18 protein-coding genes are annotated in these 20155 nt (G+C 73.9%); 6 read left to right on the top strand and 12 right to left on the bottom strand.

Annotated features, from left to right (window positions below; all coding sequences use genetic code 11):
- Positions 1 to 33: 33 nt before the first annotated feature.
- The 5 genes from ftsH to dacB form a co-directional block, all read right to left on the bottom strand.
- Entirely contained in the window at positions 34 to 2088 is a 2055-nt protein-coding gene (ftsH, locus tag ACFU74_RS04660; RefSeq protein ID WP_380751665.1) for an ATP-dependent zinc metalloprotease FtsH, read from the bottom strand.
- A gap of 225 nt (positions 2089 to 2313) precedes the next feature.
- Positions 2314 to 2868 (bottom strand): hypoxanthine phosphoribosyltransferase, encoded by a 555-nt coding sequence (hpt, locus tag ACFU74_RS04655; RefSeq protein ID WP_350553213.1) that lies wholly within the window; start codon positions 2866 to 2868, stop codon positions 2314 to 2316.
- 71 nt (positions 2869 to 2939) lie between these two features.
- Positions 2940 to 4082 carry a tRNA lysidine(34) synthetase TilS gene (gene tilS, locus ACFU74_RS04650; RefSeq protein ID WP_380751662.1) on the bottom strand — a complete coding sequence of 381 codons (1143 nt, stop codon included), beginning with the start codon at positions 4080 to 4082 and terminating at the stop codon, positions 2940 to 2942.
- 256 nt (positions 4083 to 4338) lie between these two features.
- Positions 4339 to 5520, bottom strand: a complete 1182-nt coding sequence (locus ACFU74_RS04645) for a zinc-dependent metalloprotease (protein ID WP_380751660.1) — start codon at positions 5518 to 5520, stop codon at positions 4339 to 4341.
- Between the two features lie 808 nt (positions 5521 to 6328).
- A complete protein-coding gene (dacB, locus tag ACFU74_RS04640) occupies positions 6329 to 8017 on the bottom strand; it encodes a D-alanyl-D-alanine carboxypeptidase/D-alanyl-D-alanine-endopeptidase (protein ID WP_380751657.1) in 1689 nt (562 codons plus the stop codon).
- Positions 8018 to 8093: 76 nt separating this feature from the next.
- On the opposite strand from dacB, the gene ACFU74_RS04635 reads away from it, so the two are divergent.
- Positions 8094 to 8585, top strand: a complete 492-nt coding sequence (locus ACFU74_RS04635) for an inorganic diphosphatase (protein ID WP_344344657.1) — start codon at positions 8094 to 8096, stop codon at positions 8583 to 8585.
- Positions 8586 to 8804: 219 nt separating this feature from the next.
- Positions 8805 to 9479, top strand: a complete 675-nt coding sequence (locus tag ACFU74_RS04630; RefSeq protein ID WP_380751655.1) for a heme oxygenase (biliverdin-producing) — start codon at positions 8805 to 8807, stop codon at positions 9477 to 9479.
- Positions 9480 to 9543: 64 nt separating this feature from the next.
- On the opposite strand, the gene ACFU74_RS04625 is transcribed toward ACFU74_RS04630, so the two are convergent.
- From ACFU74_RS04625 to ACFU74_RS04615, 3 genes are all read right to left on the bottom strand, one after another.
- Positions 9544 to 9801 carry a hypothetical protein gene (locus ACFU74_RS04625; RefSeq protein WP_380751652.1) on the bottom strand — a complete coding sequence of 86 codons (258 nt, stop codon included), beginning with the start codon at positions 9799 to 9801 and terminating at the stop codon, positions 9544 to 9546.
- A gap of 145 nt (positions 9802 to 9946) precedes the next feature.
- Complete coding sequence (locus ACFU74_RS04620) at positions 9947 to 11629, bottom strand: HtaA domain-containing protein (RefSeq protein WP_380751649.1); 1683 nt, start codon at positions 11627 to 11629, stop codon at positions 9947 to 9949.
- Positions 11630 to 11672: 43 nt separating this feature from the next.
- The gene (locus tag ACFU74_RS04615) at positions 11673 to 13217 is read right to left on the bottom strand and encodes an HtaA domain-containing protein (RefSeq protein WP_380751646.1); all 1545 of its coding nucleotides are present in this window, start codon (positions 13215 to 13217) and stop codon (positions 11673 to 11675) included.
- Between the two features lie 108 nt (positions 13218 to 13325).
- On the opposite strand from ACFU74_RS04615, the gene ACFU74_RS04610 reads away from it, so the two are divergent.
- Genes ACFU74_RS04610 through ACFU74_RS04600 form a run of 3 tightly spaced genes read left to right on the top strand, consistent with a single transcriptional unit; the run spans position 13326 to position 16317 of the window.
- Entirely contained in the window at positions 13326 to 14423 is a 1098-nt protein-coding gene (locus ACFU74_RS04610; RefSeq protein WP_380751643.1) for a hemin ABC transporter substrate-binding protein, read from the top strand.
- Positions 14420 to 15493: a FecCD family ABC transporter permease gene (locus ACFU74_RS04605; protein ID WP_380751640.1), complete on the top strand. Its 1074-nt coding sequence runs from the start codon at positions 14420 to 14422 to the stop codon at positions 15491 to 15493. The genes ACFU74_RS04610 and ACFU74_RS04605 overlap by 4 nt, the downstream gene beginning before the upstream one ends.
- Positions 15490 to 16317 carry a heme ABC transporter ATP-binding protein gene (locus ACFU74_RS04600; protein ID WP_380751638.1) on the top strand — a complete coding sequence of 276 codons (828 nt, stop codon included), beginning with the start codon at positions 15490 to 15492 and terminating at the stop codon, positions 16315 to 16317. The genes ACFU74_RS04605 and ACFU74_RS04600 overlap by 4 nt, the downstream gene beginning before the upstream one ends.
- A 1-nt stretch (position 16318) precedes the next feature.
- On the opposite strand, the gene ACFU74_RS04595 is transcribed toward ACFU74_RS04600, so the two are convergent.
- The 3 genes from ACFU74_RS04595 to ACFU74_RS04585 all read right to left on the bottom strand — a co-directional run bounded on the left by ACFU74_RS04595 (position 16319) and on the right by ACFU74_RS04585 (position 18226).
- On the bottom strand, positions 16319 to 16534 hold the full coding sequence (locus ACFU74_RS04595; RefSeq protein WP_380751635.1) for a dodecin: 216 nt from the start codon (positions 16532 to 16534) through the stop codon (positions 16319 to 16321).
- 74 nt (positions 16535 to 16608) lie between these two features.
- Positions 16609 to 17568 carry an asparaginase gene (locus ACFU74_RS04590; RefSeq protein WP_380751632.1) on the bottom strand — a complete coding sequence of 320 codons (960 nt, stop codon included), beginning with the start codon at positions 17566 to 17568 and terminating at the stop codon, positions 16609 to 16611.
- Positions 17569 to 17647: 79 nt separating this feature from the next.
- Entirely contained in the window at positions 17648 to 18226 is a 579-nt protein-coding gene (locus ACFU74_RS04585) for an ABC transporter substrate-binding protein (RefSeq protein WP_380751630.1), read from the bottom strand.
- 519 nt (positions 18227 to 18745) lie between these two features.
- On the opposite strand from ACFU74_RS04585, the gene dtd reads away from it, so the two are divergent.
- Positions 18746 to 19186, top strand: a complete 441-nt coding sequence (gene dtd, locus ACFU74_RS04580) for a D-aminoacyl-tRNA deacylase (protein WP_380751628.1) — start codon at positions 18746 to 18748, stop codon at positions 19184 to 19186.
- 4 nt (positions 19187 to 19190) lie between these two features.
- Here the strand turns inward: dtd and ACFU74_RS04575 are convergent, their stop codons facing one another.
- On the bottom strand, positions 19191 to 20153 hold the full coding sequence (locus ACFU74_RS04575; protein ID WP_380751739.1) for a YgfZ/GcvT domain-containing protein: 963 nt from the start codon (positions 20151 to 20153) through the stop codon (positions 19191 to 19193).
- Positions 20154 to 20155 lie beyond the last annotated feature (2 nt).

Genomic DNA, 20155 nt, shown 5'->3' with positions numbered 1-20155 from the left:
GACGCGGCATCCATTCCGGTCAGTGGCTGCCGATCAGTCCTCGGCGGGCGGCTCGACCGGCAGCGGCGGGAGCTTCACCACGTCGGCCGGTCCGGCCTCGGCGGTGGCGGCGGCGCCGTTGGTGAGCGCCAGCTCCTTGGGCGACTGCACCGGCGGGCGGGTGGACGGCGTCCGGCGGGCGGAGCCGGTCCACGCCGGACGGGCCGGGCGCTTGACGATCGGGGCGAAGATCTCGGCGATCTGCTCCTTGTTGAGGGTCTCCTTCTCCAGGAGCTCCAGGACCAGGTTGTCGAGCACGTCGCGGTTCTCGACCAGGATCTCCCAGGCCTCGTTGTGCGCGGACTCGATGAGCTTCTTGACCTCTTCGTCGACCAGCCCGGCGACCTCTTCCGAGTAGTCCCGCTGGTGGCCCATCTCGCGGCCCAGGAACGGCTCCGAGTTGTCGCTGCCGAACTTGATCGCGCCCAGCCGCTCGGTCATGCCGTACTGGGTGACCATGGCCCGCGCGGTGGCGGTGGCCTTCTCGATGTCGTTCGAGGCACCGGTGGTCGGGTCGTGGAAGACCAGCTCCTCCGCCGCGCGCCCGCCCAGCATGTACGCCAGCTGGTCGAGCATCTCGTTGCGGGTGGTGGAGTACTTGTCCTCCTCCGGCAGCACCATGGTGTAGCCGAGGGCCCGGCCGCGGGACAGGATGGTGATCTTGTGCACCGGGTCGCTGTACTGGCAGGCCGCCGCGACCAGGGCGTGACCGCCCTCGTGGTACGCGGTGATCTTCTTCTCCTTGTCGGACATGATCCGCGTGCGCTTCTGCGGACCCGCCACGACGCGGTCGATCGCCTCGTCCAGGATGTTGTTGTCGATCAGCTTCTTGTCCGAGCGGGCGGTCAGCAGGGCCGCCTCGTTGAGGACGTTCGACAGATCGGCACCGGTGAAGCCGGGGGTGCGCTTGGCGACGGCCGAGAGGTCGACGTCGGGCGCGATCGGCTTGCCCTTCTGGTGCACCTTGAGGATGTCCAGACGGCCCTGGAGGTCGGGGCGCTCGACCGCGATCTGGCGGTCGAAGCGGCCCGGGCGCAGCAGCGCCGGGTCCAGGATGTCCGGGCGGTTGGTGGCGGCGATCAGGATGACGCCGCCCTTGACGTCGAAGCCGTCCATCTCGACCAGCAGCTGGTTGAGGGTCTGCTCGCGCTCGTCGTGGCCGCCGCCGAGGCCCGCACCGCGGTGCCGGCCGACGGCGTCGATCTCGTCGACGAAGACGATCGCCGGGGCGTTCGCCTTGGCCTGCTCGAAGAGGTCGCGGACGCGGCTGGCGCCGACACCGACGAACATCTCGACGAAGTCCGAGCCCGAGATCGAGTAGAACGGCACACCGGCCTCGCCCGCGACGGCGCGCGCCAGCAGGGTCTTGCCGGTACCGGGCGGGCCGTAGAGCAGCACGCCCTTGGGGATCTTGGCGCCGACCGCCTGGAACTTGGCCGGCTCCTGGAGGAACTCCTTGATCTCGTGGAGCTCCTCGACCGCCTCGTCGGCACCGGCGACGTCGGCGAAGGTGGTCTTCGGGGTGTCCTTGGTGAGCAGCTTGGCCTTGGACTTGCCGAACTGCATGACGCGCGAGCCGCCGCCCTGCATCTGGTTCATCAGGAACAGGAAGACCAGCACGATGATCACGATGGGCAGCATCGACAGCAGCAGGCTGACGAGGGTGCTCTGCTTCTCCGGGCTGATGGTGTAGCCCTCGGAGAGCGTGCTCTGGTCGTTGTCGTTGATCTGGGCCTGCAGCTTGTCGGCGATCGCGACACCCTGGTCGCCGATGTACGAGGCCTGGAACTTGCTGCCGGACTGCGGCTTGCCGGTGCCCACGGCGGGCAGCTTGGAGCCGTCCTTCAGCTGGATCTTGATGGTGTTCGAGTCACCTGTGGTGATCTGCGCCGACTTGACCTGCTTCGCGTCGATCGCTGCGACGACCTGCCCGGTGTCCACCGTCTTGTAGCCGTTCGAATCCGAAACGACCTGCATCAGCACGATGACGGCGAGGACGGCCAGCACGATCCACATGATCGGCGCACGGAAGTATCGCTTGACGTCCATCCATGCGGGGCGTTGCCGCCCCGTCCCTCCTGCCACTCAACGGCGCCGCGGGGCTGTGGGCCGCCGGCGCATTCGGTCACTGCTCATGTGAAGAGCGGTTTATTGGACCGTACCGCAGTGCCGCCCCCACGTGGCGGGAGCACGGCGATACGACGTTCTTCTATGGTCCCCCGGATCCAACGGGCGGGAACAGGCTCCTGTTCCCGCCCGTCGTCCGAACGGGTCTCAGCCGCCGTAGACGTGCGGGGCGAGGGTGCCGATGAACGGCAGGTTGCGCAGCTTCTCCGCGTAGTCGAGGCCGTAGCCGACGACGAACTCGTTGGGGATGTCGAAGCCCACGTACTTGACGTCGATCTCGACCTTGGCCGCGTCCGGCTTGCGCAGCAGGGCGCAGACCTCCAGCGAGGCCGGGCCGCGCGAGCTCAGGTTGCCGAGCAGCCAGGACAGGGTCAGGCCGGAGTCGATGATGTCCTCGACGATCAGGACGTCACGGCCGGCGATGTCGGTGTCGAGGTCCTTCAGGATCCGCACCACACCGGAGGACTTGGTGCCCATCCCGTAGGAGGAGACGGCCATCCAGTCCATGGTCACCTGCGAGTGCAGGGTGCGGGCAAGGTCCGCCATGACCATCACGGCCCCCTTGAGGACGCCGACGATCAGCAGGTCCTTGCCTGCGTAGTCCCGGTCGATGCGCTCGGCCAGCTCCAGGAGCTTGGCGTCGATCTCGTCCTTGCTGATGAGCACCTTCGCGAGGTCAGCGCCCATGTCGTTCTGGTCCACCGGGGATACGTCCTCAAACGTGTCGGGGTCTGGATGGCCGGCGGCCGGCTCCCCCCGGGCGTGCCCGCCCGTCAGTCGCCCTGTCGCCGAAAGACCAGCGTGCCACACCGCCGGGTCGCTTCGACGCCCCCGGGTAGGTGCAGCGGCCCCTGTCCGCGCCAACCGGTGACCAGCAGGTCGATCGTTTCGAGGTGCCGGGCGAACAGGTCCCCGGCCGGGCAGCCCGCCCGTAGCGCGGCCCGGCGCAGCACCCGGCGGCGCACGGCGGGGGGCAGTTCGCCCAGCTTGTCGGCGTCCAGGGCGCCCTCGCCCGTACGGATGTCGCGCTCGGCCAGCGCGGCCCACTGGTCGAGCGCGTCGGCGTCGTCGCGGAACAGCCGGGCGGTGCGGGCCAGCGCCTCGACCACGCCGCCGCCCAGGTGCTTCTCCAGCACCGGCAGCACCTCGTGGCGGACCCGCGAACGGGTGTAGGCCGGGTCGCAGTTGTGCGGGTCGTCCCAGACCGGGATCGCCTGGGCGGAGCAGGCCTGCCGGGTGGCGGCCCGGTCCAGCTCCAGCAGCGGGCGGCGGTAGCGGCCCTTCTGGGCCGGCATGCCGGCCAGCGAGCGGGAGCCCGAGCCGCGGGCCAGGCCCAGCAGGACGGTCTCGGCCTGGTCGTCGCGGGTGTGCCCGAGCAGGACGGCGACCGCGCCGTGCCGCTCGGCGGCCTCGTCCAGCGCGGCGTAGCGGGCGTCCCGGGCGGCGGCCTCGGGTCCGCCCTCGCGGCCGACCCGCACCGCGACCGCCTCGACCGGGTCCAGGCCCAGCTCGCGCAGCCGGCCGGCGACCTGGGCGGCGCGCTCGGCGGAGCCCGGCTGGAGGCCGTGGTCGACGGTGACGGCGCCGACCCGCAGGCCGATCTTGGGGGCCTCGAAGGCGGCCGCGATGGCGAGCGCCATGGAGTCCGCGCCGCCGCTGACGGCGACCAGGACCAGCGGCGAGCCGGGCGCGGCGGGGGTGCGGGGCAGCCCGGACGGGTGGCGGTGGGCGTTGCCGATCAGCGTGGTGCCGACGGCGGCGGGCAGCGCGGCGGCGGCGGCCAGCGGCGCACCGCCGGTGCGCTCGCGCGGCTCCCGGACGGGCGCGGTGAAGGTGGAACCGGCCTCGGCGACGAGGTCGGTGAGGGTGCGGCGAACGGCCAGGCGTATCGCGGCGACGGCGGGGTGAGGGCCCACGGCGGCGACTCCTCGACGGAGGGGGACAGGACGACGGCGGGCGCGGCGGGGGACCGCGCATCCGTGAGCACCCTGTTACCGGGCGCTCACAGATGGTGGCAGAAAGGAGGCACCCGCTACGCCACCCGCGCCACCGGTACGACCACCGTCCCACGTTCGGGTGAATGAAGAAACGTATCTTCACCCGCCATGTGCACGGCTGGACCACCCGTACGAACGGGTTTGGACCGTGCCCCTCCCGCTGTCGGCCCCCGGGTCAGCGCGCGACGCGGGCCACCCAGGCGGCCGGGTCGTGGATCTCCTCCTTGGTCGGCAGCGTGTTCGGCGAGGTCCAGACCCGGTTGAAGCCCTCCATGCCGACCTGCTCGACCACGCCCCGGACGAACACCGCGCCGTCCTGGTACTGGCGGAGCTTGGCGTCCATCCCGAGCAGCCGGCGCAGCACCAGGTCCAGCCGGTTGGCGCCGCGGTCCCGGCGCTGCTGGAACTTCTCCCGGATCTCGGCGACGCTCGGCACCACCGCCGGGCCCACGCCGTCCATCACCACGTCCGCGTGCCCCTCCAGCAGGGACATCACGGCGGTCAGCCGCCCGAGGATCTCCCGCTGGGCGGGCGACTGGACGATCTCCAGCAGCCCGGCCGAGGAGGCGTTGTCGGCCCGGCCGCCGCCCAGGCCCGGCAGCCCCGCGCCCAGCGAACCGGCCGCGTCCCGCAGCCGCTCCAGCAGCGCGCCCGGGTCGACGTCCGTCTCGGCCAGGAAGGACTGCACCTCGGACTGGATGTGGTCGCGCAGCCAGGGCACCGCGGTGAACTGGGTCCGGTGGGTCTCCTCGTGCAGACAGACCCAGAGCCGGAAGTCGACCGGGTCGACGTCCAGCTCCCGCTCCACGTGCACGATGTTCGGCGCCACCAGCAGCAGCCGCCCGGGGCCGGGGCCCTCGGGACCCAGGCGCGGCTTGTCGAACAGCGCGGCGGGGCTGTCCGGCGCCTCCAGCGAGGGCTCGGCCGGCGCGAAGGTCTCGTACTGGCCGAGCACCTTGGTGGCCAGGAACGCCAGCAGCGCGCCGACCTCGATACCGGTCGCCTTCTCCCCCACCGTGCCGAACACCGCGGCGGCCGACCCGTTCGTGCGGCGCGCCTGGAGCTTCTCCACCAGCGGCTGCACGATGGTCCGGAAGCCCGCCACATTGGCCCGCACCCAGCCGGGCCGGTCCACGATCAGCACCGGGGTCGCGGCCGCCTCGGCCAGACTGCTGGAACGCATGCCGGTGAACTCCCGGACGTGCTCCTCGGCCGCCAGTGCGTGCCGGCGCAACTCGGCGACCACCGCGGCCGCCTCGGCCCGGCTCACCTCCGGCCCCGGCCGCACCAACCTGGTCGCGGTTGCGACCGCGAGATTCCAGTCGACCATGTCAGCACCGCCGCTCGCGCTCGTCATGCCCTCACCGTACGTGCTCCCGCCCCCCTGGGGGAGCCGGAACGGCCCCCCAATGACCACCCGGCCGGGCACACCGGGGCAGCGGCACGCGATGCCCGGGCCGGACCCGGCCCCGTACGCGGGACACTCCACCCCAAAGCACCCCGGGCGGAACCGCCGCCGGCCCACCGCGCGCCGACGAGCCCCCCGTCCGAAACGCCCGCCACAGCACGGACCCACCCTCACCGGGCCACCGGGCACCCGCCGGACAACCTCGCCCGGAGCCCGCCCACAACGCCCGGAACCCGCGCCGGTCCGGGCCACCGGGCACACCCCGAGGCAGCCCCCACCTCCTGCACGCGACACCCGCGCCCGAGCCGCACCCACGGCCGAGCCGACGAAAGACCCCCGCCCGGACACACCACACCGAACTCACCCGACACCCGACCCGGATCAGCCCGGCCCCATCCCCATCCCCACACCCCCGGCCCGAACGACGACCACGCCCACACCGAACTCACCCAATAGTCGACACCCACGCCTGGCCCACCTCCGCACCGGATGGCGGCCACGCCCGGTCCGAGGTCGGCTGGCCGACCCGCTGCGGCAGCGGGCGCACCGGGCGAATCTGTCGGCGGTCTCCCGGATGTCCGGTCCGGAGGGCGGGCTGGGCGGCGTCGGGTGCACGCATCACGGGGCGGAGCCGTTGGGCCGAAGGCCGATCCCGGGCACCACGCAAGACGCGGACCTCGCCCCCGACGACCACGCCGCGCCTGCCCCCCCGGGGGGGCAGGCGCGATCCGGCGGGCGGGAGGCGGGCCCGGATTCTCTAGTGGCAGCCGCAGGCGGCGAGGCGGGCCACGACACGGTCCATGGCGGTGCGGGCGGTGTCGGCGGGGGCGGTGGTGCGGGTCATCAGGGCGAAGGAGAGCAGGCGGCCGTCGGCGTCCACGACGGTGCCGGCCAGGGTGTTGACGCCGCTCAGGCTGCCGGTCTTGGCGCGGACCAGGCCGGCCGCGTCGGCGGCGCCCGAGGTGGAGCCGAAGCGCTTGCCGAGGGTGCCGGTGAAGCCGGCGATCGGCAGGCCGGTCAGCACCGGCCGCAGCGTCGGGTGCTCCGCGGAGGCGGCCAGTGCGAGCAGCTTGACCAGGGCGACCGGCGGGATCGCGTTGCCGGGGTGCAGGCCGCTGCCGTCGTTGAGCACCACGCCGGTCATCGGCACGCCGAGCCGCGCGAGTTCCTGGGTGACGGCGGTGGCGGCGCCCTCGAAGCTGGCCGGCTGGTGGGCGGCGAGCGCGGCCTGCCGGGCGATCGCCTCGGAGAGGGTGTTGTCGGAGGTGGTCAGCAGCCGCTCGACCAGCCGGGCCACGGTGGGCGAGTCGACCCGGCCCAGCACCGGTGCGTCGGCGACGGCCGGGGAGGCGGCCTGCTTCGCCCTGCCCTGGACGGTGATGCCCTGGGCCTTCAGCAGGTTGGCGAAGGCCTCGGCGGCCGCCCCGGCCGGGTCGCCGACGCGGGCGGGCGCGTCCTCGCGGGTCTTCGGGTCGACCTTGCCCTCGTCCACCATCAGCGGCGTCACCGCGGCGATGTTCTCGTTGTCGTGGTTCTTGTGCAGCAGCCCGCCGCTGTAGAGGGAGACGTCGTAGTCGAGCACGACGGTGGTGGCGCCCTCGGCCTTCAGCGCGGTGGCGGTCTGCCGGGCCAGCGCGTCCAGCGAGGCGGGGGCGGTGTCCGCGTCCGCGGGGACGCCGGCGATCTGCACCTGGTCGGCGGGGAGCGCCGTCAGCGTCGGATCGCCACCACCCACGAGAGTGATTCCGCCGGTGGCCGCGTTCTTGACGACCCGGGTGGTCAGCCGGGTGTCGCCGGGAATCAGCGACAACGCCGCGACCGCGGTGGCCAGCTTGGTGGTGGACGCCGGGGTGGCGGCGGTGTTCTCGCCGCTCCCGTAGAGGAGTTCGCCGTTGGCGGTGTCGGCGACGGCGAGGCCGACGGTGCCGAGGTTCCGGTCGGCGAGCACGGTGACGAGCGCCTGCTGGAGGCCCTGGGCGGTGGGCAGTCCGGTGTCCGGTCCGGCCCCGGCAGCGGCCAGCACCGTTCCGACGGGGGCCGGGCGCACGGCCCCGGTGGGCTTGGCGGCGGGCGGCGGCGCGGCGGTGCCGGTGGTGCCGGTGGTGCCGGTGGGACGCGCCGTGGCGGCGGTGCCGGGGGTCCCGGTGGCGCTCGCGGACGGGTTGGGCGACTCGCCGCCCCGGCCACCCGGCCGGTGGCCGTCGTGGTCGCCCCGGTCCCCCTTGCCGCCCCTGTCGCCGTCCCGACGGCCGTTGCCCTCGTCCTCGTCCCCCTGGGCGTTCCCGCTCGGCCGGCCGCCCGGCGAGGCCGATCCGGTCGGCGTCGGGGACGGCTGCGCGTACGCACCACCCGCGCCGAGCACCGTTCCGGCGACCAGCAGCACCGCCCCGAACAGCCCCGCGGCCGTCCCCCCGCGCCGGTTCCCCGACCCAGCCCCTGCTCCCACCGACCGGCCCCTTTCCTGAGCACTCACTCCCGTAGGAGACACTTGGATTCTGTCAGTCCCTACCTTGGAGGAACCGTTGGAGTTCGACGTCCTTATCGAAATCCCGAAGGGCTCTCGTAACAAGTACGAGGTCGACCACGAGACCGGCCGTCTGCGGCTCGACCGGATGCTCTTCACCTCGACCCGCTACCCGGCCGACTACGGCTACGTCGAGGGCACCCTGGCGGACGACGGTGACCCGCTGGACGCCCTGGTCATCCTGGACGAGCCGACCTTCCCCGGTTGCCTGATCAAGTGCCGCGTCATCGGCATGTTCAAGATGACGGACGAGGCCGGCGGCGACGACAAGCTGCTCTGCGTCCCGGCGACCGACCCGCGCTGGGAGCACCTCCAGGACATCCACCACGTGTCGGAGTTCGACCGCCTGGAGATCCAGCACTTCTTCGAGGTCTACAAGGACCTGGAGCCCGGCAAGTCGGTCGAGGGTGCCAACTGGGTCGGCCGTACCGAGGCCGAGGCCGAGGTCACCGCGTCGATCAAGCGCCTGGCGGAGCAGGGCGGTCACTGAGCCGTCATGACCGTCTCGGCGGTCCGGCGGTCCGTCCGCCGGGGCGCTTCGAGGTAGGTCGGGGCAGTCGGAGGCCGGGGTTCGCGGAGTTTTCCGCGGGCCCCGGCCTTCGCCGTTCCCGGGGGCGCGAAATTCTTCCCGACACCTTGTCGGCATGACGGGAGCTTAGGTTAGGCTAACCAAAGCAATCGGGGGTGTTCTCGATCTCTGGAGGCCCGCATGCCCATACCCGAGCAGCCCGTCGTCCCGTTCTCCACCGTGCTGCGCACCGCCAGCAGCGCCGAGCACGAGGCGGCCGAGCAGTCGTCCTTCATGAGCCGCCTGCTCGGCGGGCACCTCGGCGTCGAGGCGTACGCCGACCTCACCGCCCAGCTCTGGTACGTCTACCGCGCGCTGGAGGGCCGGGCGGAGGAGCTGGCACGGCACCCGGTGGTCGCCCCCTTCATCGACCCGGCGCTGCTGCGGACCGAGGCCATCGAGCGCGACCTGGCCCACCTGCGCGGCCCGGGCTGGCGCGAGGGCCTCGCGCCGCTGCCGGCCACCGAGGCGTACGTCACCCGCCTGGAGGAGCTCGCGGACCAGTGGCCGGCGGGCGTCATCGCCCACCACTACACCCGCTACCTGGGAGATCTGTCGGGTGGTCAGATCATCCGGGGCATCGCCGAGAAGACCTGGGGCTTCGAGCGCAAGGGCGACGGCGTGCGGTTCTACGTCTTCGAGCAGGTCGACAACCCGGCCGCGTTCAAGCGCGACTACCGGGCCAAGCTGGACGCCGCCGGGCTGGCCATGGACGAGGTCGAGCGCCGCCGGGTGGTCGAGGAGTGCAAGCGGGCCTTCCAGCTGAACGGCGCCGTCTTCCGCGATCTGGACACCAGGTACCCGCTGAGCGCCTGAGCGCTGCGGCACGGAGCAGGAACACGGAGCAGGAAGTCGATGAGGTCGACTTCCTGCTCCGCGATCAGCTCTCCTCAGGACAGCCCGTGTCCAGATCGATCTCCGCACCCTCTGCCGTCCACACGTTCATCGTGCCCCCGATCGCCGGACAGATGGAGACGTAGTCCGTCCGGCGGGAGACTCCACCGCTACTACCCGGCGGCGATCTGAAGCCGACTGTCAGGTACGAGCCCGCAGGCACCTCGTAGAGCGTGCCCATCGACTCGAGAACCACCGTCAGCGGTTCGTCCGCGTCGGCCGCCACGACGACGCGCTCCTCCACCGGCATCGCATCCCGCGCGGCAGCCCTGCGTCGGCGCCGGCCTCGAACCCAACCGATCACGAGGCCCATTGTGGGCCCCGGTTCAGGTGCCGGTGCGGGGAGCAGGAAGTCGGACCCGCCGACTTCCTGCTCCATCGCCCCCTGATCAGGCGTTGGTGGACTTGCGGTGGCGGGCCAGGGCGGTGGCGCCGCCGCCGAGGAGGAGCAGGCCGCCGGCGGTGGCCAGGAGCGGGGCGACCGGGGTGGAGGAACCGGTGGAGGCCAGGACGCCGGTGTCGGTGCCGGTGGTGGTCAGGGAGGCACCGCCGGTCGTGACCGCGCCGCCGCCGTTGGCCGAGCCGGTGGTGCCGGTGGTGGTACCCGTCGTGGTGCCGCCCGCTGCGCCGCCGCCGGTGTTCGGCCGGGTGGTGGGCAGCTGGGCGTTCTTGTCGAACGCCAGCGAGACGGTGACCGGGTCGAGGGCCTCGCCCTCCTTGTAGTTCGCGAAGGCCGGCACGCCCTCGGCGGTCAGCGTGGCCGGGACGGCGTTCAGCGTCACCACACCGTTCACCGGGGTGAGGTTCGCCTTCGACACGTCCAGCTTGGCGATCCGCGCGCCGGACAGCGAGGTCGTCTTCCCGTCCAGGGACTTGGCGTTGACGTCGGCCGTCAGGAAGGCGCCGTTCCCGTCGATGCTCAGGCCCAGCTTGGAGAAGGTGGTGTCCAGCTGGTAGCCGCCCGCCGCCGGGTGGCCGAGGAAGCGCACCGAGCCGGCGAAGCCCGCCGACAGGGTGTGGCTCGTCGTGTTGTAGCTGCCGTTGCCGCCACCGAAGCGGTAGTCGGCCGCGCCGCCGCCGAACTCGACCTTGCCGTTGGCCACCGGGCTCTGCAGGTACTTGCGGAAGCTCTCCTTGACCTGCCAGTCCAGGGTGCCGTTGACGACGGCGAGTGCACCGTTGCCGATCGGCGCGGTGGTGGACGGGGACGAGGTCGCGGACGGCGAGGAGGTGGCCGTCGGGGACTGTGTGGCGGACGGCGAGGCAGTGGCCGTGGGCGAGGCAATGGCGGACGGCGAGGAGGTGGCCGTGGCCGTGGGCGAGGCGGTCGCGGTGGCGGTGGCGGACGGCGAGGCGGTCGCCGTGGCGGTCGGCTCGGCGGTCGGCGTCGCGGTCGCCGTCGCAGTGGCGGTCGGAGTCGCGGTCGGCGTGGCCGTCGTGGTGGCCGTCGGGGACGGGGTGGCCGGGCTCTGCTTGAGCAGCAGCGCCAGCGGGTCCATGTCCGCCCCGGCCTGGTAGAAGCCCGCGAACGCCTTGGCGCCCTCCTCCGTCAGCTTCGCCGCCGCCGGCACGCCCGTCGTGGTGTCCCGGCCGACGGTGAACGTCACCAGCGGCACGTCGTCCCGCTTGGTGACCTCACTGGCGCTCATCGACTCCTTGGAGGCCGTGTCGGCGGTGAGCGTGCCGGCCGTCCCCGCCGTGGTGATCTTCAGGTCGCTGAGCGCGACGTCCAGCGCCCCGTGGTGGGCCGTGAAGTGCACGCCGCCGGTGAAGGAGGAGCTGAGCGTGTGGGTGGTGAGGTCGTACTTGGCGCTCGCCAGGCCGAAGTGGAAGGTGCCGTCGGCGTTGCGGGTCGCACCACCGGTCAGCTCGATCGCGCCGCCCTGGGAGGCCGGGCTCTCGATGTAGTTGCGGAAGCTGGCCTTCACGCCCCAGTCCAGCGCGCCGGTGTCGTACGTGACGCTGCTCGGCGCGCCGGCGCCGAAGGCCAGGGCCGGGGCGCCGAGGGCGGTCAGGCCGAGACCGGCGGTGACGGCGGCCAGGGCGGCCAGCCGGGTGCGGTTGCGGGACATGGGGGAACTCCGATCGATGAGCAGGGGGGAAGGAGAGTGGGGGTCAGGCGCGACGGCGGCGGCGGACCAACAGGCCGCCGGCCGCGGCCAGCACGGCCGCGAGCAGGCCACCGATCACCACGGCCGCCGTCGGGAAGCCGTCCGAGCCCCCGGAGCCGGTGGCGGCGACCGGCGCGACGGACGGGCTCGCCGGAGCGGTCGTCGGGGCGACCGGCGGGGCGCTGCCGATGTCCGGCAGCGGCGGGAGGGCGGCGGCCGGGTCGAGGGCGACGGCGAAGCTCAGCGGGTCCATCTCGGTGCCCGCGGGGTACAGGCCGCCGAAGGCCTTGCCGCCCGGCTCGGTGAGCGTGAGCGGGAGTTCGACGGCCCTGAGCAGCCCGTCCTCGACCTTGAGGCCGGCCGGGTCGAAGGTCGCCAGCTCGACGCCGGTGAGCTGCTGCGCGGTGCCGTCCGGGGTGCGGCCGGAGACGTCGGCACGCAGCACGCCCTTGCCGTCGGCGACGGTGACGCCCGGGTTGGCCAGGGTGAGGTCCAGGCCGAAGGTCTCACCGCTCTTCAAGCCGGTGAAGCGGACGCTGCCGGTGAAGGCGGCGTCCAGCGCACCGCTCGCCGGGTCGTGGCTGCCCTTGGCGGGCGTCCAGCGGAAGAACGCGCCGCCGTCCGCCGCGCCGCCGGTGGGTTCCCAACGGCCCTGGGCGATCGCACCGGTGACGTAGTCGCGGAAGGTCCGGCGCACGCCCCAGTCGAGCGCGCCGTTGCCGAACTCGGTGGCGGCGGCCGGGGCGGTGGTCGGGGCAGGGGTGTCGGCCGGAGTCCCGGGGGCGGTCGGCGCGGTCGTCGCCGGCGCGGCGCTCGGCGTCACGGACGCGGACGGGGGCGCCGACGGCGGTGCGGTCGCGGTCGGCGCGGCGGGAGCCGCCGGGGCGGTCGTGGGCGCGGCCTGGGTCGGCTGCGCGGCGGGCAGGTTGACCGACAGGTTGACCGGGTCGAGCGCCGTCCCCGCCGTGTAGAACCCGCCGAACGCCTTGGCGCCCGCTTCGGTCAGCGTCGCCGGGACGTTGCTGAGCGTCAGGGTGCCGGCCGCGCCGCGCAGGTCGACGCCGGCCAGCGAGAGGTCGGCCAGCTTGGCCTGGCCCGCACTGCTGACCTGCCCGGTCTCCCGGGACTTGCTGCTGACGTCCGCGTACAGCCCGGCCCCGCCGCCCGCGGCGGCCCGGAAGGTGAGCTTCCCGATGCTGAGGTCCAGCGCGTTGGCGCCGTTCTCCTGGTGCCCGGTGAACCGGACCCCGCCGGAGAACGCGGCGCTCAGCGCGCCGTCGGCCGGGTCGTACGTACCGGTGGCGGAGTGGAACCGGAAGCCGCTGCCGGCGACCGTGGCCGCGCCGCCGTTGAGCGACCACTTCCCTTGGGCGATGGGCCCGGTGACGTACGTCAGGAAGGACTGCTTGATCCCCCAGTCGAGCCGCCCGCCGGACACCCGCCCCTCGGCCGCCGCCGCCTGGCCGGGCAGCAGGGCGACCGTCAACAGGGCCGCCAGGGCGGCCACCAGGCCGGCGGTCAGACGGCGGAGCCGATGGGGCAGAGGCACGCGGATCACTCCTCGGCGCGACAGGGAAACGGCAGGGGAAGGCAGGGCAAGGCAGGGTCGACGCATGGCCGACCCCCTTGCGAGGTTTAGGTAAGGCTAACCTAATATATGAGTCAAGAGCCCCGCCGGGCACCCCCGCACCCCACGCACCGGCGGCGACAACTCCCAACGAAGGGAACGACGTTGAGCAGCAGTACCACCCGACATCGGGCCGCCCGCGGCCCCGCGATCCTGCTGCTCCTCCTCGGCCTGCTGCTCGCCCTGACCGCCTGCGGCTTCACCACCAGCACCGGCGAGGCCACCGGAACGGGCTCGCGCGCCCCGGACAAGGTCGAACCGCTGCCCGACGCACCGACCCCGCGACTGCCCGCCACCGCGACCTCCGCCGACGGCCGGACGACCACCGTCACCAGCGCCGAGCGGATCATCCCGCTCAACGGCAGCCTGGCCGAGATCGTCTTCAGCCTCGGCCTCGGCCCCAAGGTCGTCGCCCGGGACGTCTCCACCACTTTCGAGCAGGCCACCGCCCTGCCCGTGATCACCCAGGCCCACGACGTCTCCGCCGAGGGCGTGCTCTCCCTGCACCCCACCGTCGTGCTCGCCGACCGCTCCACCGGCCCGGCCGAGGCGATCGCTCAGATCCGCGCGGCCGGCGTCCCGCTGCTCGTCCTGGACGACGCCAAGCGGCTGGAGGACGTCGGCCCGCGCATCGACACCGTCGCCGCCGCCCTCGGAGTCCCCGACGCCGGACGACAGTTGAAGGAGCGCACCGAGCAGCGGATCACCGAGGCCAAGGCCGCCCTGCCCGCCGTCGAGCGCCGTCCCAAGGTCGCCTTCCTCTACCTGCGCGGCAGCGCCTCCGTCTACCTGCTCGGCGGCCCGGCCTCCGGCGCCGGCTCGCTGATCGAGGCGGTCGGCGGCGAGGACGCCGGCACCGCCGCCGGACTCAGCGGCGACTTCACCCCGCTCACCAGCGAGGCCCTGGTCAAGGCCGCCCCCGACGCCATCCTGGTGATGAGCAAGGGCCTCGACTCCGTCGGCGGCGTCGACGGCCTGCTCAAGCTGCCCGGCGTCGCCCAGACCCCGGCCGGCCTCGACCGCCGGGTCGTCTCCATCGAGGACGGCCAGCTGCTCAGCTACGGCCCGCGCACCCCGCAGGTGATCCACGAGATCGCCGAGCAGCTCTACCCGAAGGCCGCCCGGTGACCGCCGCCATCACGGACAAGCGCGTCCCGGTAGCCGGCAGACGCACCAGCCGCACCGCCCTGCTCACCGCCGGCCTCGCCGCAGCCCTGCTGCTCTTCGCCCTGCTCGCGGCCGGCATCGGCGCCTACCGCATCCCGCTCGGCGACATCCTCGCCTCCTTCGGCCACCGGCTCGGCCTCGGCGGCCACGAACTCGGCCGCGTCCCCGAGTCGGTGCTCTGGAACGTCCGCCTCCCCCGGGTGGTGCTCGCCCTGCTGGTCGGCGCCTCGCTCGGCTGCGCGGGCGCGCTGATGCAGGGCGTGTTCGGCAACCCGCTCGCCGAACCGGCCGTCATCGGCGTCTCCTCCGGCGGCGCGGTCGGCGCGGTCGGCTGCATCGTGCTCGGACTCGACGCGCTCGGCACCTGGACGGTGACCGCCTCCGCCTTCGCCACCGGCCTGGTGACGGTCTTCGCGGTCTACGCGATGTCCCGCTCCGGCGGGCGCACCGAGGTGGTCACGCTGATCCTCACCGGCGTCGCGGTGAACGCCTTCTGCGGCGCGCTGATCGGCCTGTTCCTGTTCACCGCCGACTCCGCCGCGATCAGCCAGGTCACCTTCTGGCAGCTCGGCTCGCTCTCCCAGGCCACCTGGGGCAAGGTGCTCGCCGTCCTGCCGTTCGCGCTCGCCGGCCTCGCCGTCGCGCCCCGCTACGCCCGCTCGCTGGACCTGCTGGCGCTCGGCGAACGGCCCGCCCGCCACCTCGGCGTGGACGTCGAGCGGATGCGGCTGGTGCTGATCACCCTGGTCGCCCTGCTCACCGCCGCCGCCGTCGCGGTCAGCGGCATCATCGGCTTCGTCGGCCTGGTCGTCCCGCACCTGCTGCGGATGGTCGCCGGCCCCGGCCACCGCTTCCTGCTGCCCGCCTCCGCGCTCGGCGGCGCGCTCGTCCTGGTCGCCGCCGACCTCGCCGCGCGCACCCTGGCCGAACCGGCCGAACTGCCGCTCGGCGTGCTCACCGCGCTGATCGGCAGCCCGTTCTTCTTCTGGCTGCTGCGCCGCACCAGGACCAGGCAGGGAGGCTGGGCATGAGGATCCGTACGCTGCGAAGCCGCCCCGAGGTGCCCGGACGGCCCGCGCCGGGCACCGAGCTGCTCACCGCCGAGGCCGTCCGGCTGACCGTCGGCGGGCGCGACCTGCTGGCCGGCGCGGACGTCCGGGTCGCCGCCGGCGAGGTGGTCGCCCTGCTCGGGCCGAACGGCGCCGGCAAGTCCACGCTGCTCTCCGTACTGGCCGGCGACCTCGTGCCGACCGCCGGCGAGGTCCGGCTGGACGGCCGCCCGCTGGCCGGCTACCGGCCCGCCGACCTCGCCCGGCGCCGCGCACTGCTGCCGCAGGCGGCCGCGCTGTCCTTCCCGTTCCCGGCCGACGAGGTGGTCCGGATGGGCCGCGCCCCCTGGGCCGGCACGGCGGCCGCCGCCGAGGACGAGCGGGTGGTCGCCGAGGCGATGGCCGCGACCGAGTCCACCGCCTTCGCCGGGCGGCCGTTCACCGCGCTCTCCGGCGGCGAACGGGCCCGGGTGGCGCTGGCCCGGGTGCTCGCCCAGCGCACCCCGCTGCTGCTGCTCGACGAGCCCACCGCCGCGCTCGACCTGCGCCACCAGGAGCTGGTGCTGCGGCTGGCCCGCACCCGGGCCGCCGCCGGGGACGGGGTGGTCGTCGTGCTGCACGACCTGTCGCTGGCGGCGGCCTACGCGGACCGCGTGGTGCTGCTGACCGACGGCGCGACGGTCGCCGACGGCCCGGTGGCCGAGGTGCTGCGCGCGCCGCTGCTCAGCGAGGTGTACGGGCACCCGGTCGAGGTGCTGCCGCACCCGCGCACGGGGCTGCCGCTGGTGCTGCCGGAGCGCGGGTGACTCAGCCCTCCTCGTCCAGCCGGAAGCCGATCTTCAGGCCGACCTGGTAGTGCTTGATCCGCCCTTCGTCGAGGTGGCCCCGGATCTGCGTCACCTCGAACCAGTCGAGGTTGCGCAGCGTCCGGGAGGCCCGCTCGACGCCGTTGCGGATCGCGGCGTCGATGCTCTCCGTCGAGGACCCGACGATCTCGGTGACCCGGTAGACGTGCTCGCTCATGGCGGACTCCTCAGCTGTGCGACGGCCCCCGGTCCACCGTGCACCCGGGGGCCGTCGCTCCGCATGCGGAGCGGTCAGAAGGCCGCACGCACCTCGCCGACCGGGACGCCGCCGCCGAACAGCGGGGAGGCTGCGATCCGCTCCAGCGTGCCGTCGCCGGTGCTCACCCCGAGGCGGCGCAGCGCGGCGGCCAGCACCGGGCCGCGGGCCCGCTCGGCACCGTCGTCGATCTTGAAGGCGAGCGCCCGGCCGTCCGGCAGCGCCACCACCTGGACGGCCTCCGCGCCCATCTTGGCGAGCGCGCCGGGCACCGCCCGCATCAGCCGGGTGTCGGCCCGGCGGGTGCCGGCCACGTACTCGGGGTGCGCCCGCATCGCGTCGGCGACCAGGCGCTGCGGGGTGCCGGGCTCGGCCAGCACCAGGGCGCGGTAGGCGCGGGCCAGGCCGGTCAGACCGACGGCCAGCAGCGGCGCGCCGCAGCCGTCCACCCCGGCGTGCGCGGCGGGCTCGCCGACGGCCTCCTCCAGGGCCTCGCGGGCCAGCCGCTGGATCGGGTGCTCCGGGTCGAGGTAGCTGTCGGTGGGCCAGCCGTTGGCGGCGCAGGCGGCCAGCCAGCCGGCGTGCTTGCCGGAGCAGTCCATCAGGATCGGCTCGCGGTCGCCGCCCCAGCGCAGGTGCAGTTCCGCCTCCAGGTCGTCGAGCGGGAGGTCGGCCGGGGTGCGCAGGGCGGACTCGTCCAGCCCGGCACCGGCGAGGATCCGGCGCACGCCGTCAAGGTGAAACGATTCTGCGGAGTGGCTGGAGGCGGCCAGCGCCAGCAGTTCCCCCTCGATCGCCAGCCCGGCCCGCAGCGTGGCCACCGCCTGGAACGGCTTGGCGCAGGAACGCGGGAAGACCGGCGCGTCCGGCGTGCCCAGCGCGAGGTCGACCGAGCCGTCGGCGGCCAGCAGCACCAGCGAACCGTGGTGCCGGCCCTCGACGAATCCCGAGCGGACGACTTCGGCGAGCACGGGCAGGGCGGCGGAATTGGACATGGCGAAAGCCTTCCGGAGGTGAGGGTGAACCGGGGGCGAGCCGGGCCCGTCCCCCGCCCCCGGGCGGCCCTCGCACCTGTCAGAGCGGGCCGCCGGCGAGCAGGTCGTCGACCCGTGCTTCCCCATCACGGTACCTGCGGGTGATTTCGGCGTTGCAGCCGTCCGCCGTCCTCAACAGCCGCTGCCGCCGGCCGGACACCTCCCGCTCGTGCGACCGCAGCCGTTCGAGGGCCGCCAGCAGCTCCTCCGCCGGGTGCGCCGCCAGGTCGGCCAGCTGGACGTCGCCCATCAGCGCGTCCGCCTCCAGCTGGGACTGCTGCCCGCGCGGCGGCCCCAGGGTGACGTGCCGGGCGGAGCGGCGGACGGTGGACGGGGTGTCCGTCAGGATGGCCGGCAGCCGCTCCAGCAGGGCGCCGGCCGGCTCCGTCGGGTCCGCGGGGCGGGCGCCGGGCCGGCGGTCCAGCTCGGCCAGCAGGATGTCCATCCGGCCGTGCAGCAGCCGCCGCAGGTAGGAGAGGTCGGCCTCCTGCTCCAGGGTCTCCCGCCGCAGGATCCGCAGTTGGTCCAGGCCCAATCGTCCGAGGTCCGGCTCGGGGCCGGCCCCGGGCCCCTCGGGCAGCCGCCCGTACCGGTCCTGCGCCGCGCTGATCGCGTCCATCAACCAACCACCTGCCGTCGTCCCGATCCCACCCGCTCGCGGCGCCCCGTCGCCTGCCGCCGGTCCGGCCCGTCAACCACCGCGCGCGCCGATGGCGCGTTCCCGTCCGGAGGCACGCCCGGACGCCCACGAAGGTTCCCGCCCCCGGCCGTGGCCACCCGGCGGGGCGACACGACCAGAACGCCTGACCTACCGGCTCGGCCGCCCGGCCGAACCGGGCCCGGCGCGGCGGACCTCGGCGCCCCGGACCTCGGGCGCGCCGACCGGCCCCGCCTGTGCGGCGGAGCGGCGGGCCCGCCCTCGTACGGTCCCCCAGCGTGCCACCCCGCCCGGCGCCGCCGCACCGCCCGTGCACCCGAACGGCCCCCTGGCGAAGAGGGGTGGCTGATACGACCGAAGCTTTTCGCAGGGAGAACGCCGCCATGGCGCGCGCAGGCGCACGCTACCCGGCGTGCACTCTGGTCAGAAGCGCCCCCAGGAGCGTGCTCGCGCCCCCGACGGCTCCGGCACAATGGCCGCATGCGAGCAGTGGTGCAGCGAGTGACCGAGGCCAGGGTGACGGTGGCCGGCGAGACCGTCGGCGCGATCGAGGAGCCCGGGCTCTGCGTCCTGGTCGGCGCCACCCACGACGACACCCCCGCCAAGGCTGCCCAGCTGGCGCGCAAGCTGTGGACGCTGCGGCTGCTGCCCGCCAATGAGAACGGCGTAGAGGAATCCTGCTCGGACATCGGCGCACCACTGCTGGTGATCAGCCAGTTCACGCTCTACGGGGACGCCCGCAAGGGCCGCCGCCCCACCTGGAACGCCGCCGCGCCCGGGCCGGTCGCCGAACCGCTGGTGGACGAGGTGGTCGCCCGGCTGCGTGCGCTCGGCGCCAAGGTCGAGACCGGGCGCTTCGGCGCCGACATGAAGGTCGCCCTGGTGAACGACGGCCCGTTCACCGTCATCGTGGAGGTCTGAGCCCCTACTGGGGAACGATCACGTCCTGGGTGCCCGGCACCGTGCCGGCCAGCAGCACCGCGTCCACCGGGACGTTGCGCTTCACGATGGCCAGCGCGATCGGTCCCAGCTCGTGGTGGCGCGCCGAGGAGGTGACGAAGCCGAGCGACCGCCCCTCCGGGTCCGAGGCGAGCCGCACCTCCGTCCCGTGCGGGGGCAGCACCTCCTCGGTGCCGTCCAGGTGCAGGAACACCAGCCGGCGCGGGGGCCGCCCCAGGTTGTGCACCCGGGCCACCGTCTCCTGGCCCCGGTAGCAGCCCTTCTGCAGGTGGACGGCGGTGTTCAGCCAGTCCACCTCGTGCGGGATGGTGCGGTGGTCGGTCTCGAAGCCGAGCCGCGGCCGGTGGCCCTCGATCCGCAGCGCCTCGTACGCCCAGACGCCGGCCGCCGGGCCGTAGCCCGCGGTCAGCTCCGCCAGTCCGGCGCGCGGCAGGAAGAGGTCCCGCCCGTACGGCAGCTCACGGACGGCCGCCGCGCCCTCGGCGGAGGCCGTGGAGCCGGCCGGCAGGTGGACCACCGCGTAGTCGGCGGTCACGTCGGCGACCTCGACCCGGTACATGAACCTCATGCTGTCCAGGTAGCCGACCAGCGCCTCCTGGGTGCCCGGCTCGACGTGCGCCCAGGTGGTGGTGCCGTCGTCGACCAGGTAGAGGGCGTGCTCGACGTGCCCGTTCGCGGAGAGCACCAGCGCGTCGGTGGCCTGCTGCGGCGGCAGCGCGCTGACGTGCTGGGTGATCAGCAGGTGCAGCCAGCTCAGCCGGTCCGCCCCGGTGACGGTGACGACGCCGCGGTGCGAGAGGTCCACGAAGCCGGTGCCCCGGGAGAGGTTCCGTTGCTCGCGGAAGAGGTCGCCGTAGTGGGCCGCGACGCCCTCGTCGGTCCCCTCGGCGGGAACGGCTCCGGGCAGTGCAAGCAGCGGGCTCTTCAGAC

It is taken from the genome of Kitasatospora sp. NPDC057500, assembly GCF_042802195.1.
GTDB lineage: Bacteria > Actinomycetota > Actinomycetes > Streptomycetales > Streptomycetaceae > Kitasatospora.
Note: the sequence above shows the minus strand (reverse complement) of the source record. Positions and strands in the feature narration are given on the sequence as shown.

Coding starts and splice junctions, on each gene's coding strand:
- ACFU74_RS04620 (WP_380751649.1), bottom strand. CDS start 11,629: ATGTCCCGCAACCGCACCCGGCTGGCCGCCCTGGCCGCCGTCACCGCC.
- ACFU74_RS04630 (WP_380751655.1), top strand. CDS start 8,805: ATGCCCATACCCGAGCAGCCCGTCGTCCCGTTCTCCACCGTGCTGCGC.
- ACFU74_RS04595 (WP_380751635.1), bottom strand. CDS start 16,534: ATGAGCGAGCACGTCTACCGGGTCACCGAGATCGTCGGGTCCTCGACG.
- ACFU74_RS04610 (WP_380751643.1), top strand. CDS start 13,326: ATGAGTCAAGAGCCCCGCCGGGCACCCCCGCACCCCACGCACCGGCGG.
- ACFU74_RS04585 (WP_380751630.1), bottom strand. CDS start 18,226: ATGGACGCGATCAGCGCGGCGCAGGACCGGTACGGGCGGCTGCCCGAG.
- dtd (WP_380751628.1), top strand. CDS start 18,746: ATGCGAGCAGTGGTGCAGCGAGTGACCGAGGCCAGGGTGACGGTGGCC.
- ACFU74_RS04590 (WP_380751632.1), bottom strand. CDS start 17,568: ATGTCCAATTCCGCCGCCCTGCCCGTGCTCGCCGAAGTCGTCCGCTCG.
- ftsH (WP_380751665.1), bottom strand. CDS start 2,088: ATGGACGTCAAGCGATACTTCCGTGCGCCGATCATGTGGATCGTGCTG.
- ACFU74_RS04645 (WP_380751660.1), bottom strand. CDS start 5,520: ATGACGAGCGCGAGCGGCGGTGCTGACATGGTCGACTGGAATCTCGCG.
- ACFU74_RS04600 (WP_380751638.1), top strand. CDS start 15,490: ATGAGGATCCGTACGCTGCGAAGCCGCCCCGAGGTGCCCGGACGGCCC.